This window comes from Citrobacter sp. C5_2, assembly GCF_014596845.2.
Taxonomy (GTDB): domain Bacteria; phylum Pseudomonadota; class Gammaproteobacteria; order Enterobacterales; family Enterobacteriaceae; genus Citrobacter; species Citrobacter werkmanii.
In genome coordinates this window covers 2,676,905-2,690,217 of sequence record NZ_CP115032.1, presented here as the reverse complement: position 1 = coordinate 2,690,217, position 13,313 = coordinate 2,676,905, and the positions used below count along the sequence as shown (strand labels likewise).

General features: G+C 50.6%; 14 protein-coding genes. 6 read left to right on the top strand and 8 right to left on the bottom strand.

Going from position 1 to position 13,313, the window contains the following annotated elements:
- The 3 genes from ICA20_RS13180 to ICA20_RS13170 all read right to left on the bottom strand — a co-directional run bounded on the left by ICA20_RS13180 (nucleotide 1) and on the right by ICA20_RS13170 (nucleotide 3,529).
- Nucleotides 1–618: a DMSO/selenate family reductase complex B subunit gene (locus ICA20_RS13180; RefSeq protein WP_038640507.1), complete on the bottom strand. Its 618-nt coding sequence runs from the start codon at nucleotides 616–618 to the stop codon at nucleotides 1–3.
- A 10-nt stretch (nucleotides 619–628) separates the two neighbouring features.
- Nucleotides 629–3,067 (bottom strand): selenate/tellurate reductase subunit YnfE, encoded by a 2,439-nt coding sequence (gene ynfE / locus ICA20_RS13175; RefSeq protein WP_038640509.1) that lies wholly within the window; start codon nucleotides 3,065–3,067, stop codon nucleotides 629–631.
- A gap of 153 nt (nucleotides 3,068–3,220) precedes the next feature.
- Complete coding sequence (locus tag ICA20_RS13170) at nucleotides 3,221–3,529, bottom strand: DUF1161 domain-containing protein (protein ID WP_129694949.1); 309 nt, start codon at nucleotides 3,527–3,529, stop codon at nucleotides 3,221–3,223.
- Nucleotides 3,530–3,632: 103 nt separating this feature from the next.
- Between ICA20_RS13170 and ICA20_RS13165 the strand changes: the two genes are divergently transcribed.
- Nucleotides 3,633–4,343: a YnfC family lipoprotein gene (locus tag ICA20_RS13165; RefSeq protein ID WP_038643159.1), complete on the top strand. Its 711-nt coding sequence runs from the start codon at nucleotides 3,633–3,635 to the stop codon at nucleotides 4,341–4,343.
- Nucleotides 4,344–4,349: 6 nt separating this feature from the next.
- Here the strand turns inward: ICA20_RS13165 and speG are convergent, their stop codons facing one another.
- Nucleotides 4,350–4,910: a spermidine N1-acetyltransferase gene (speG, locus tag ICA20_RS13160; RefSeq protein ID WP_038640513.1), complete on the bottom strand. Its 561-nt coding sequence runs from the start codon at nucleotides 4,908–4,910 to the stop codon at nucleotides 4,350–4,352.
- Between the two features lie 37 nt (nucleotides 4,911–4,947).
- A complete protein-coding gene (locus ICA20_RS13155) occupies nucleotides 4,948–5,289 on the bottom strand; it encodes a DUF1283 family protein (RefSeq protein ID WP_038640515.1) in 342 nt (113 codons plus the stop codon).
- A 152-nt stretch (nucleotides 5,290–5,441) separates the two neighbouring features.
- Between ICA20_RS13155 and ICA20_RS13150 the strand changes: the two genes are divergently transcribed.
- The 5 genes from ICA20_RS13150 (at nucleotide 5,442) to ICA20_RS13130 (ending at nucleotide 11,187) form a co-directional block, all read left to right on the top strand.
- Nucleotides 5,442–5,768 (top strand): YnfA family protein, encoded by a 327-nt coding sequence (locus tag ICA20_RS13150; RefSeq protein WP_038640517.1) that lies wholly within the window; start codon nucleotides 5,442–5,444, stop codon nucleotides 5,766–5,768.
- Nucleotides 5,769–5,875: 107 nt separating this feature from the next.
- A complete protein-coding gene (gene rspA, locus ICA20_RS13145) occupies nucleotides 5,876–7,090 on the top strand; it encodes a starvation-sensing protein RspA (protein WP_003832907.1) in 1,215 nt (404 codons plus the stop codon).
- 13 nt (nucleotides 7,091–7,103) lie between these two features.
- On the top strand, nucleotides 7,104–8,123 hold the full coding sequence (locus ICA20_RS13140; RefSeq protein ID WP_038640519.1) for a Zn-dependent oxidoreductase: 1,020 nt from the start codon (nucleotides 7,104–7,106) through the stop codon (nucleotides 8,121–8,123).
- Between the two features lie 53 nt (nucleotides 8,124–8,176).
- Entirely contained in the window at nucleotides 8,177–9,556 is a 1,380-nt protein-coding gene (locus tag ICA20_RS13135) for an MFS transporter (protein ID WP_038640521.1), read from the top strand.
- A gap of 164 nt (nucleotides 9,557–9,720) precedes the next feature.
- Nucleotides 9,721–11,187 (top strand): mannitol dehydrogenase family protein, encoded by a 1,467-nt coding sequence (locus tag ICA20_RS13130; protein ID WP_038640524.1) that lies wholly within the window; start codon nucleotides 9,721–9,723, stop codon nucleotides 11,185–11,187.
- A gap of 75 nt (nucleotides 11,188–11,262) precedes the next feature.
- Here the strand turns inward: ICA20_RS13130 and ydfZ are convergent, their stop codons facing one another.
- The 3 genes from ydfZ to ydfG all read right to left on the bottom strand — a co-directional run bounded on the left by ydfZ (nucleotide 11,263) and on the right by ydfG (nucleotide 13,176).
- Entirely contained in the window at nucleotides 11,263–11,466 is a 204-nt protein-coding gene (gene ydfZ / locus ICA20_RS13125; RefSeq protein WP_038640526.1) for a putative selenium delivery protein YdfZ, read from the bottom strand.
- 190 nt (nucleotides 11,467–11,656) lie between these two features.
- Entirely contained in the window at nucleotides 11,657–12,343 is a 687-nt protein-coding gene (locus ICA20_RS13120) for a GntR family transcriptional regulator (RefSeq protein ID WP_038640528.1), read from the bottom strand.
- Nucleotides 12,344–12,429: 86 nt separating this feature from the next.
- Nucleotides 12,430–13,176 carry a bifunctional NADP-dependent 3-hydroxy acid dehydrogenase/3-hydroxypropionate dehydrogenase YdfG gene (gene ydfG / locus ICA20_RS13115; RefSeq protein ID WP_038640530.1) on the bottom strand — a complete coding sequence of 249 codons (747 nt, stop codon included), beginning with the start codon at nucleotides 13,174–13,176 and terminating at the stop codon, nucleotides 12,430–12,432.
- Between the last annotated feature and the right edge of the window lie 137 nt (nucleotides 13,177–13,313).

Genomic DNA, 13,313 nt, shown 5'->3' with positions numbered 1-13,313 from the left:
TTACACCTCCTTCGGATTAGCCAGAAAACCCGTGGTATCCCCGGTCGGGCGGCTATTGGCATTCGGTTTAATCACAATACTCGGCCTGGTAAAATGCGCGCCCGGTAACGGGGCAACCGCCGCCAGCTCACCATGTTTTTTGCGCAGCTCATCAAGCGGACCAAAGTCCAGCGCGCGTAGCGGACAGGACTCGACGCAGACAGGCTTTTTGCCGTCGGCGACGCGATCATGACAGCCATCGCACTTGGTCATATGACCTTTAGCTGCATTGTACTGCGGCGCGCCGTATGGGCAGGCCATGTGGCAGTAGCGGCAGCCGATGCATACGTCTTCATCCACCACGACAAAACCATCTTCGCGCTTATGCATAGCCCCACTAGGACAAACCTTGGTGCAGGCTGGATCCTCGCAGTGGTTACAGGAGATGGAGAGATAGTAGGCAAAAACGTTCTGATGCCAGACGCCGTTATCCTCCTGCCAGTCACCGCCCGCGTATTCATATATCCGTCGAAAGCTCACCTCAGGCGTGAGATCTTTGTAGTCTTTGCAGGCCAGTTCGCAGGTTTTGCACCCGGTGCAACGACTGGAATCAATAAAAAATCCATACTGAGTTGTCATGGGCTAGTCCTTAAACCTTCTCGATCTCGACCAGGTTAGTGTGCTGTGGGTTGCCTTTTGCCAGCGGTGAAGGGCGCTGGGTTGTCAGCGTATTGACGCAGGCGCCATGGTCAATTTTATCGCCAGCCATATCGGCATCGTGCCATGCGCCCTGACCCATTGCGCTTACGCCGGGCAGGATCCGCGGCGTCACTTTGGCCGGGATACGCACTTCACCACGATCGTTAAAGACCCGCACCATATCGCCGTTTCTGATTCCCCGCTTTTGGGCATCGACGGGGTTGATCCATATTTCCTGGCGACAGGATGCCTGGAGAACATCAATATTCCCGTAGCTGGAGTGGGTGCGGGATTTGTAGTGGAAACCAAACAACTGCAGCGGGAATGAACTGCGTTTTGGATCGTCCCATCCTTCAAACGTTGAGGCGTAAATGGGAAGTGGGCTTATCACCTCATCCTTTTGCAACTCCCAGGAGTTGGCAATTTTCGCCAGTCGGCTGGAGTAGATTTCAATCTTGCCAGAGGGGGTTTTGAGCGGGTTGGACTGCGGATCGTCGCGGAATTTTTTGTAGGCGACAAAGTGTCCGTTGGGATCTTTGCGTTTATAGATCCCCATTTTCTTCAGCTCGTCATAAGAAGGGAGCGCGGGGTCTTTAGCCAGCATTTTTGCATACAGATACTGGAGCCACTGTTCCTGGGTACGGCCTTCAGTAAAACGTTGGTAGATATCGTCGCCAAGACGTTTCGCTACTTCGCTCATTATCCAGTAGATCGGTTTACGTTCGAACTTAGGCGACGTCGCGGGTTGAATAAAAATGAGGTACCCCATGTTGCCCGCGTAGTCGTTGGGAATAATATCCTCCTGTTCGACGGTCATTAAATCAGGCAGCAGAATATCGGCATATTTGGCCGAAGATGTCATGAAGTTTTCGATGACCACTATCATTTCGCATTTCGTCTCGTCCTGAAGGATCTCATGCGTTTTATTGATATCTGAGTGCTGGTTGGTGATGGTGTTGCCCGCATAGTTCCAGATAAATTTAATTGGCACGTCGAGCTTATCTTTCCCACGAACGCCATCGCGGGTAGCGGTCATTTCAGGGCCCCGGACGATGGCGTCGGTCCAGCTAAAGCAGGATATCTGAGTCTTGATGGGATTTTCGGGCAGTGGCATGCGCTCAATCGTGATGGTGTAGGTTGATTCTCGTGCGCCGCTATTGCCGCCGTTGATGCCGACGTTGCCGGTCAGAATAGGCAACATCGCGATCGCGCGTGAGGTTAGTTCACCGTTAGCCTGACGTTGAGGACCCCAACCCTGGCAAATATACGCCGGTTTAGTGCTGCCGATTTCCCTTGCCAGTTTGATTATGCGCTCGGCTGGGATCCCGGTGATGTGTGAGGCCCATTGTGGCGTTTTGGCGATACCGTCATCACCGTTGCCAAGAATATAAGCTTTGTAATGCCCGTTAACGGGAGCATCGGCGGGCAGGGTTTTCTCGTCATAACCGACGCAATATTTGTCGAGAAACGCCTGATCGACAAGATCTTCGTTAATCATGACCCAGGCGATTCCCGCTACGAGTGCAGCGTCGGTGCCCGGACGAATAGGGATCCACTCATCCTCTCGACCCGCTGCAGTATCGGTATAGCGGGGGTCAATGACGATCATCCGGGCGTTTGAGCGCTCCCGGGCTTGCTCCAGAAAGTAAGTTATGCCGCCGCCGCTCATGCGCGTTTCGGCAGGGTTATTGCCGAACATCACCACCAGTTTCGTGTTTTCGATGTCTGAGGTACTGTTGCCTTCGTTTGAGCCATAGGTATAAGGCATTGCCGCCGCGATTTGCGCGGTGCTATAGGTACCGTAATGGCTCAGGAATCCGCCATAGCAGTTCCTCAGGCGAGCGACCAGTGAGGCATAAGGGGAGGAGCGTGTAATATTGCCGCCGACAATGCCAGAGGTGTAGTTGATATACACGGCTTCATTACCGTATTTCTGTACGGTATTTTTCAAACTGGCGCTGATAGTATCCAGGGCTTCCTGCCAGGTTATGCGCTCGAATTTACCTTCACCGCGCTTACCCACGCGTTTCATTGGATAGTTGAGGCGATCCGGATGATTAATTCGGCGACGGATAGAACGACCACGCAAACAGGCGCGAACCTGGTGCTGACCATAAATATCATCCCCGGTCGTATCGGATTCTACCCATACGACCTCATCATCTTTGACATGAAGTTGCAGGGCGCAACGGCTTCCGCAGTTCACGGAACAAGCCCCCCAAACGACTTTTTCTTCTGCTGGTTGTAACGCTTGTTGTACCGCAGCCGCTGCGGAGCGCATTCCGAAAGGTAATGAGAGTCCGCCTGCGGCAAGCGCCAGCGAACCAATAGCCGAGGATTTCACTAACGTCCTGCGGCTGATGCCTCCATATTGCTCAGTTTCAGACATAACTCCCTCCTTTATAGTTATCGCTATATATTAATTTCTATAACGAAATTAATAGCATGCTAATAATGGAGTGAGTTTACCCACTTATAGGCATGTCGCCTTAATGCATATCAAAAGGGAGCGACCCTCCGCGAGCGGAGGGCACTATTTATTTTATTGCGGCTCGGCAGCATGCCCGTCCTGGGCAGGGGTGCTATTGGCGGGGGCATTGCCACTGTTGGTCCGGGTATAGAGAATCTTATGCGTATCGTTTGCACAATGCCCCACTACCAGTGAATCAGGTTGATCGGCCTGATCGTTGGGGACGATACTCAGCGTAAAGCTGGATTCCACTACGCCATTATTTATGATGCGCTGCTCAATATCGCTCTTAACGCGTTCGCAGGACGCTGGCGCCGCCAGAACTTGCGGGGAGGCAGCTACCAGTAAGATTGCGGCAATTCCTGTTATGTATTTCATCATCAGCTCCTTTTATGATCGACATGAACTAAGAGTAGCATTTCTGGTGTAAATAACTGTATTTGCTAATATGATTGAGAATTATCTTCTTATCTAGGTGAAAAATGTGAAGAAACAGACCCTGTTAGTTTTCCTGTGCGCCGTACTGGTCGGGTGTGATAACGCCAAAGGGCTGGTTTCTTTTACGCCGGAAATGGCGAGTTTTTCCAATGAATTTGATTTCGATCCGCTGCGTGGACCAGTGAAAGATTTCAGTCAGACGCTTCTTAATGATAAAGGTGAAGTTTCCAAGCGCGTTGTCGGTACGCTCTCGCAGGAAGGGTGTTTCGATACGCTTGAACTGCACGATATCGAAAACAATACCGGCATGGCGCTGGTTCTGGATGCCAACTACTATCGCGATGCCGAAACGCTGGAAAAAAAGATCCGCTTGCAGGGTAAATGCCAGCTAGCGGAACTGCCTGCTGCCGGTGTGGTGTGGGATACCGACGATAACGGCTTTGTCGTTTCCGCCACAGGAAAAGAGATGAAAGTCCAGTACCGCTATGACGCGGAAGGCTACCCGCTGGGTAAAACTACTGTCAGTAAAGACAATACCTTACAGGTTGATGCCAAACCGTCGGTTGATCCGCTGAAGAAGCTGGATTACACGGCGGTGAGTATGCTGAACAATCATCCATTGGGTAATGTCAGGCAAACGTGTAAGTACGATAACTACGCCAACCCGGTCAACTGCCAGCTGGTTATCGTCGACGAAAGCGTGAAGCCAGCAGTTGAACATCATTACTCGATTGAAAACACCATCGATTACTACTAGTCGCCTTTACTGAGCGGTAGGTTGTAGCAGGTTAGGACCTGACGTTTTGTGTTCCGCCAAATACTGCTGCTGGAAAATACACATACGGATGGTGTTGCGGTACTGGCCGTTGATAAAGAATTCATGAATCAGTTCACCTTCCACCATAAAGCCGAGTTTACGGTAGATGTGGATGGCTTTTTCGTTCTCTTTATCGACGATCAGATACAGCTTATATAAGTTGAGGACGGTAAAACCATAATCCATCGCCAGCTTTGCCGCCCGCGAAGCCAGACCTTTACCCTGATATTCAGGCGAAATAATAATCTGGAATTCAGCCCGGCGGTGGACGTGGTTAATCTCTACCAGCTCCACCAGCCCGGCTTTTTCACCTTCGCATTCCACCACGAAGCGACGTTCGCTTTGGTCGTGAATATGCTTGTCGTACAGGTCTGACAGCTCAACAAACGCTTCGTAAGGCTCTTCGAACCAGTAACGCATAACGCTGGCGTTGTTATCAAGCTGGTGGACAAAACGTAAATCTTCACGCTCCAGCGGGCGCAGCTTAACACTGAGGGCGCTAGTCATATTGTATCCTTGCAATATCCTTTAAGGTGCATAGTCATTATGGTGCAACGGTACGGCCAGTACGACGGTCGAGGCAGCGCAGGGTGTTAGGTTCCCAGTAGGCGTTAATATTGGCGCTCTGTTCGCACTTATCACGGCTATCAAAGGCCGCATCGGCTTTGTCCCACTCTTTCTCAGTACGCTTGTTCACTTTCTGACGTAACTGGCGCGTATCGTTCCATTGTTCCTTTTCCATGGCGGCCTGTTGACGGCTTTGCGCACTGTCCCCGGATTCAATGACCAGTTTACTGGTTTCAGCAAATGCTGAAGAGGTGTACACAGCCGCCGCAAGCGTCAGCATAGCCGTCAGACACAGACGTTTGGTCAGTGTAATATTCATGGCGAATTCCTTTTATGAGAAAGGGAAAAACGATAAAACAGGGTTAAATTCTACACTATTCCTGCTTCAGGGCATACCCACTGAGCGGATATGGATACGTTGGCGATATTCTGTCGTATCATGGTTAAACCGAAGATAACTGAATAACGTCAATGCTGAAGACTACCTTTCTTTTTTTCGTCACTGCTTTATGCGAAATCATCGGCTGTTTTTTACCTTGGCTGTGGCTTAAACGAGGCGCGACGGCGTGGTTGTTGGTACCCGCCGGAGTGTCTCTGGCCTTATTCGTCTGGCTGTTGACGCTGCATCCGGCCGCGAGTGGGCGAGTTTACGCGGCCTATGGCGGCGTTTATGTTGTCACTGCGCTGCTATGGCTGCGCTTTGTCGATGGCGTAAAACTCAGCCTGTATGACTGGTCTGGTGCGCTGGTGGCTTTGTGCGGGATGCTGATTATTGTGGCTGGATGGGGGCGCGCATAGCGCCTTTTTTGTGATCAACGAGGGCTTTTTCGATCTTTATACTTGTATGGTAGTAGCTCAGTTGAGTAAATTTCCTGCATCACAAGAACAGATGTAAGGAATAAAAAATGAAGATTGTCGGGGCTGAAGTTTTTGTCACCTGCCCGGGGCGTAATTTTGTTACGTTAAAAATAACGACAGAAGACGGGATCACCGGGCTGGGAGATGCCACCTTAAATGGCCGCGAGTTATCCGTGGCGTCCTATCTGAAAGATCATGTCTGTCCGCAACTTATCGGACGCGACGCGCATCGAATCGAAGACATCTGGCAGTTTTTCTATAAAGGCGCGTACTGGCGTCGGGGGCCGGTCACCATGTCGGCGATTTCCGCAGTGGATATGGCATTGTGGGATATCAAAGCGAAAGCGGCGAACATGCCGTTGTATCAGTTGCTCGGCGGCGCGTCGCGTGAAGGGGTCATGGTTTACTGCCACACCACAGGGCATACCGTAGATGATGTGCTGGAGGATTACGCGCGACATAAAGAGATGGGCTTTAAAGCGATTCGCGTACAGTGCGGCGTACCGGGCATGAAAACTACTTACGGTATGTCTAAAGGCAAAGGTTTGGCCTACGAACCCGCGACTAAAGGGCAGTGGCCGGAAGAGCAGCTGTGGTCTACAGAGAAATACCTCGATTTCACGCCGAAACTGTTTGCCGCCGTTCGCGATAAATTTGGTTTTAACGAACATTTGCTACATGACATGCACCATCGCCTGACGCCGATTGAAGCTGCCCGGTTTGGCAAAAGCATTGAACAATATCGTCTGTTCTGGATGGAAGATCCCACACCAGCCGAAAACCAGGAGTGTTTCCGCCTGATCCGCCAGCATACGGTCACGCCGATTGCAGTAGGGGAAGTCTTCAATAGCATCTGGGATTGCAAACAACTGATCGAAGAACAGTTGATCGACTATATCCGCACCACCATTACCCATGCGGGCGGTATTACCGGTATGCGCCGTATTGCCGATTTTGCCTCGTTGTATCAGGTACGCACGGGGTCACATGGACCTTCCGATCTGTCACCCGTATGCATGGCCGCAGCACTGCATTTTGATCTGTGGGTGCCGAACTTCGGCGTTCAGGAATATATGGGGTATTCCGAGCAAATGCTGGAAGTGTTCCCGCATAACTGGACTTTTGATAACGGCTACATGCACCCGGGCGATAAGCCAGGCCTTGGTATCGAGTTTGACGAAAAACTGGCCGCGAAATATCCGTATGACCCGGCATATCTGCCTGTCGCTCGCCTGGAAGATGGTACGTTGTGGAACTGGTAAGGAGTGATTTGCTATGAAAAGTGTTGTGATTGAAAAACCAAATACGCTGGTCATTGCCGAACGGCCCGTTCCAGAGCCAGCAGCGGGAGAGGTCAGGGTGAAGGTAAAACTGGCGGGAATTTGTGGTTCCGATAGCCATATTTACCGCGGGCATAATCCATTTGCGCAATATCCTCGCGTTATCGGCCACGAATTTTTTGGCGTGATCGATACGGTAGGTGAAGGTGTCGATCGTTCGCGAATAGGTGAGCGAGTGTCCGTTGATCCCGTTATCAGTTGCGGGCATTGCTATCCCTGTTCGATAGGTAAACCCAACGTTTGCACATCGCTGGTGGTGCTGGGCGTTCATCGCGATGGTGGTTTTAGCGAGTACGCCGTAGTGCCGGCAAAAAATGCCTGGCCGATCCCCGATGCCGTACCAGATGAACATGCCGTCATGATCGAGCCTTTTACCATCGCCGCGAACGTAACCGGGCAAATTAAACCCACAGAAAATGATATTGCGCTGATTTATGGCGCAGGGCCTATGGGGCTGACCACCGTACAGGCGCTTAAACGTGTCTATAAGGTAAAAACGGTGGTGATTACCGACAGAATAGAAGAACGCCTGAGCATGGCGAAACGGTGCGGTGCTGACTGGGTAATAAATAACGGTCAGCAATCTTTGCACGATTTCCTGGCGGAAAAAGAGCTTAAGCCGACGATCATCGTAGATGCGGCCTGTCATCCATCCATTTTACAGGAGGCTATTACGCTGGCATCGCCAGCCGCGCGAATTGTTCTGATGGGCTTCTCCAGCGAACCTTGTCAGATTGTTCAGCAGGGTATTACCGGGAAAGAACTTTCAATTTATTCCTCAAGATTAAATGCCAATAAATTCCCGGTTGTTATTGATTGGTTGGTTAACGGACTTATTAACCCTAATCAACTTATTACCCATACTTTTGACTATCACCACGTTACAGACGCAATTGAATTGTTTGAGAAAGATCAGCAGCACTGCTGCAAAGTTTTACTCACATTCACTGAATAATATAAATAACTGCGAGTAAGTGGTACGCATCTTACCTCTAAGAGATAGCCAATATGAATCAAGAAAAACACGAAAGATCCACCACAGATCTGGTCAGAGCCGCCGTATCCGGATGGTTAGGTACTGCGCTCGAATTTATGGATTTTCAGTTATATTCTTTGGGTGCCGCACTGGTATTCCATGAGATATTTTTCCCGGAACAATCTGCGGCGATGGCCCTCATTTTAGCGATGGGAACCTACGGCGCAGGATATATTGCTCGTATCGTCGGGGCATTTATATTTGGCAAGATGGGGGACCGCATCGGGCGTAAAAAGGTGTTGTTTATCACGATTACAATGATGGGGATTTGTACAACATTAATCGGCGTGCTGCCAACGTATGCGCAAATTGGTATCTTTGCGCCCATACTGCTGGTGACGCTGCGTATTGTGCAAGGACTTGGCGCGGGGGCTGAGATCTCCGGGGCGGGTACTATGCTTGCCGAGTATGCGCCGAAAGGAAAACGTGGGATTATTTCCTCACTTGTCGCCATGGGTACCAACTGTGGGACCCTTAGCGCAACGGCCATCTGGGCGGTGATGTTCTTTGCTCTTGACCGTGAAGAATTATTAGCCTGGGGATGGCGCATTCCGTTCCTGGCCAGTGTTGTGGTGATGATCTTTGCCATCTGGTTACGTATGAATCTCAAAGAAAGTCCGGTATTTGAGAAAGTGAATAATGAGGAAAATGCGCCTGCATTAAACAATTCGTCGGAAAATACGCTGGGCGCGATGTTTACCAGTAAATCCTTCTGGCTGGCCACCGGTTTACGTTTTGGACAGGCGGGAAACTCAGGATTAATCCAGACATTCCTCGCCGGTTATTTAGTGCAGACTTTGTTGTTTGATAAATCAATTCCCACTGATGCATTAATGATTAGCTCGGTACTGGGATTTATTACCATACCGCTGCTCGGTTGGTTGTCTGATAAATTTGGCCGTCGATTGCCATATATTATCCTCAATATCTCAGCCATTATTTTGGCTTACCCGATGTTGTCTATTGTAGTGGATAAAACGTATAGCCCTGGCGTTATCATGTCAGCATTGATTGTTATTCATAACTTTGCTGTGTTGGGATTATTTGCTCTCGAAAATATCACCATGGCTGAAATATTTGGTGCCCGCAATCGGTTTACGCGAATGGCGATCTCAAAAGAGGCGGGCGGATTGGTAGCCGTTGGTTTTGGGCCGGTTCTGGCCGGTATTTTCTGCAACATGACCAATTCCTGGTGGCCAATTCTGGCGATGGTTATTGCCTACTCACTGATCGGTCTGGTATCCGCGTTGTTGATGCCGGAGGTCAAAGACCGCGATCTGAGCGTGCTTGAGGATGCCGCTGAAGTGAGTCAGACGGATAAAGTTCGTTGCTCGGCGACCCAGGCAAGCTAAGACCTGGCTGTAGCATGGGCGGGGCGGTCATGCTCCGTTCATGCTATTACACAGCTTTAAATGATGTCATACCAATCATAAAAAGCTTAATGCAAATCAAAACATACAACCCTGCAGGCGTTACTCTGAGACAATCCTGATTTCATTGATAAGTAGGTCATACCATGCAAAACAAGCTGTTAGCGGCAAAGGCTGCGCTTCCTGACTACGATCGTACTATTCTGATCCCGCGTATTGTTCATCTGGGATTTGGCGCGTTTCATCGCGCACATCAGGGTGTTTATGCTGACATCCTGGCTGCAGAACACGGCAGTGACTGGGGCTATTGCGAAGTGAATCTGATTGGCGGTGAGCAGCAGATTGCCGATCTGAAACAGCAAGATAATTTGTATACCGTTGCGGAGATGTCTGCGGATGCGTGGACTGCCAGAGTCGTTGGTGTGGTGAAAAACGCGCTGCATGCGCAGGTAGATGGTCTGGAAAGCGTACTGGCTGCGATGTGTGAACCGCAGGTGGCGATCGTTTCTCTCACCATCACCGAGAAAGGATATTGCCACTCTCCGGCGACGGGTCAACTGATGTTAGACAACCCCATGATTGCCGCCGATCTGCAAAATCCAAAACAACCAAAAACTGCGCCAGGCGTGGTGGTTGAAGCCCTGGCGCGTCGCAAAGCTGCGGGATTAGCCGCATTTACCGTGATGTCCTGCGACAACATGCCTGAAAACGGCCACGTTATGCGCAATGTCGTCACCGCGTATGCCCGGGCGGTAGATGCTGAACTGGCTACGTGGATCGAACAGCATGTGACGTTCCCCTCTACAATGGTTGACCGCATTGTTCCTGCGGTTACTCCGGATACGCTGGACAAAATTGAACACATCACCGGGGTACGCGACCCGGCAGGCGTAGCCTGTGAACCGTTCCGTCAGTGGGTAATTGAAGATAACTTTGTCGCTGGTCGTCCGGCATGGGAAAAGGCCGGGGCGGAGCTGGTATCGGATGTGATTCCGTTTGAAGAGATGAAACTGCGTATGCTCAACGGCAGTCACTCTTTCCTTGCCTATCTTGGTTATCTGGCGGGTTATCAGCATATCAACGACTGCATGGAGGATGAGAATTATCGTCTTGCCGCGCGAGCGTTGATGTTGCAGGAACAGGCACCGACGCTGAAAGTGAAAGGGGTGGATCTGCAACACTATGCCGATCTGCTCATTGAGCGCTACAGCAACCCGGCACTGCGTCACCGTACCTGGCAGATTGCGATGGACGGCAGCCAAAAACTGCCGCAGCGTATGCTCGATTCAATTCGTTGGCACATTGCGCATGGCAGCCATTTTGCGCTGCTGGCACTGGGCGTAGCCGCCTGGATGCGCTATGTCGGCGGTGTGGATGAACACGGTCAGGCGATTGAAATCAGCGATCCGCTGTTGCCAGTGATCCAGACTGCGGTCCGCAGTAGTCATGAGGGGGAAGCGCGCGTTCAGGCGTTACTGGCGATTGATGCCATTTTTGGTCGCGAATTACCGCAGGTAGAACTGTTCAAAAACCAGGTCACAGAAGCCTATCTTGCTTTACTGGCTGAAGGGGCAAAGGCAACGGTTGCGAAGTATGCAGCAAAACTGAAGTAACGAAGGGCATCATTTATGTCGCCATCTGGCTTTAAACGGGCCAGATGGCGCAGTGTTTTCTGGCATTCACACCAATTAGTTCATGCCCAAACGAATCAACTCGAGTGGGGCATATTTGCCTTCACACCCTTCGATTGCCACTGTTTTGCCACGGCGAATTTGCTCAGCGGTCAGGCCATCGGTATCTATCGCTGTAATGCGGCCTGTGAGTCCGGTGTTGCTAATCATGACGCGACTGCCAGTGGTGATTGCGTTACGGTTACGATCGTATGTTTTCATGGTGTTTTCTCCTTTCCAACTCACCGTCAAAGCCCGTGGGCTTTTAGTCCCACGTAACGGGCGCAATATAAATACGCTTCTCGTTAATGATTTTTTTTGTTTTCGATCAAAGTCACAGCTTTTTTTAGGCAGATGTGCAGGAGAGGGGGAAACGTTGAAAAACTCACCCCGCAGAGAGGTGAGCGTAGTATTAATCTTCGCTGAACCAGTCGCTATTTTCCTGGCGAATAAGCTGAACAGACTCACCGATTTCCTGAAGGTGCAACATCATTGCACGCTCGACGCCGTCACCATCATGTTTTTCAAGTGCGGCAAAGATATCGTGATGCTGGCGCAGCAGCATTTCAGGAGGGGAAATGTGATCCAGGCTCATATAGCGAACGCGGTCAATGGTGGCCTTTATATTCTCGACGGTGTCCCAGGCGAGCTGGCACTCGGCGATTAAAGCCAGTTTCTGATGAAACTCATCGTCAAGCTGGAAGAAATCATTAATTTGTTTTCGGTCAATCGCGATACGCTGCTGATGCAGATTCTGTTCGAGCTGATAGCACTGTTTATCGGTGATCAGGCTGGCGGCGCGGCGGACCACGGCACATTCAATCGCCTGGCGAACAAAACAGCCGTTTTGCACCTGCGACAGCGAAATTTTGTTCACGTAGCTGCCACGCTGCGGACGGATCTGAATCAGACCGTTCTCTGCCAGTTTGATGAATGCCTCTCGTACCGGCTGGCGTGACACATTAAAGCGTACAGAAACTTCTTTCTCCGACAGCGGCGTACCAGGCGCAATCAGACAGTGCACGATATCACGACGAAGAATACGGTAAATCTGCTGATTTACAGGCTGTGTAGGGTTGAGCTGCGTTTCTACGGTCATTCATTCTTACTTTTTAGAGAGTTAACCCAGATATTTTATCACTTATTTCAGGCTATCTATACCCGGCGCAAGGCCGGGCAGAGAAATTAGCTCCGATGGATACTCAGCCCGGCAAAAGACTGTGTGACAGGCATCATTTCAAGGGTGTTAATGTTGACATGTGCGGGTAACGAAGCCACCCACCATACCGCTTCTGTAACATCTTGTGGGGTCAGCGCGGTGGTATTTTCGTAAGTTTTTTCCGCCTTGGCATCATCGCCTTTGAAACGCACGTTAGAGAATTCCGTGCCGCCAACAAGACCCGGCTCAATGTCGGTAACACGAATCGCTGTCCCGTGTAAGTCAGTACGTAAGTTGAGGCTAAACTGACGGACAAACGCTTTGGTCGCGCCATAAACGTTACCGCCGGCGTATGGCCAGCTACCCGCAGTAGAGCCGATATTGATAATATGTCCGCGATTGCGCTCAACCATACCAGGCAGCACGGCACGGGTCATATAAACCAGGCCTTTGTTGTTGGTATCGATCATGTTTTCCCAGTCTTCAATGCTGGCCTTGTGGGCAGGTTCGAGGCCCAGCGCCAGACCTGCGTTGTTGACCAGAACATCAATATCGCGCCATTCAGCAGGTAAGGACGCCAGCATCTCTTCAATCGATGCGCGATTACGTACGTCCAGTTGCGCGGTATAGAGGCGGTCACCCAGCTCATCTTTGAGTTCCTGCAGGCGCTCCTGGCGGCGTCCGGTGGCAATAACTTTATGCCCATTCTCAATAAAACGACGCGTAATGCACTCACCAAAACCTGCGGTTGCTCCGGTTACTAAAACGATCATCTCACTGTTCCTCAACGCTTTTTATGTAGTACTACCATAGCACGTCATTTCCGCTCAGAGCTATTCCTGGTTAACAGGATTGCGGTCGATTCCCGGGAAGTCTACTCTGGTAAACAAATCGTTTTCAGGAGTGAAAG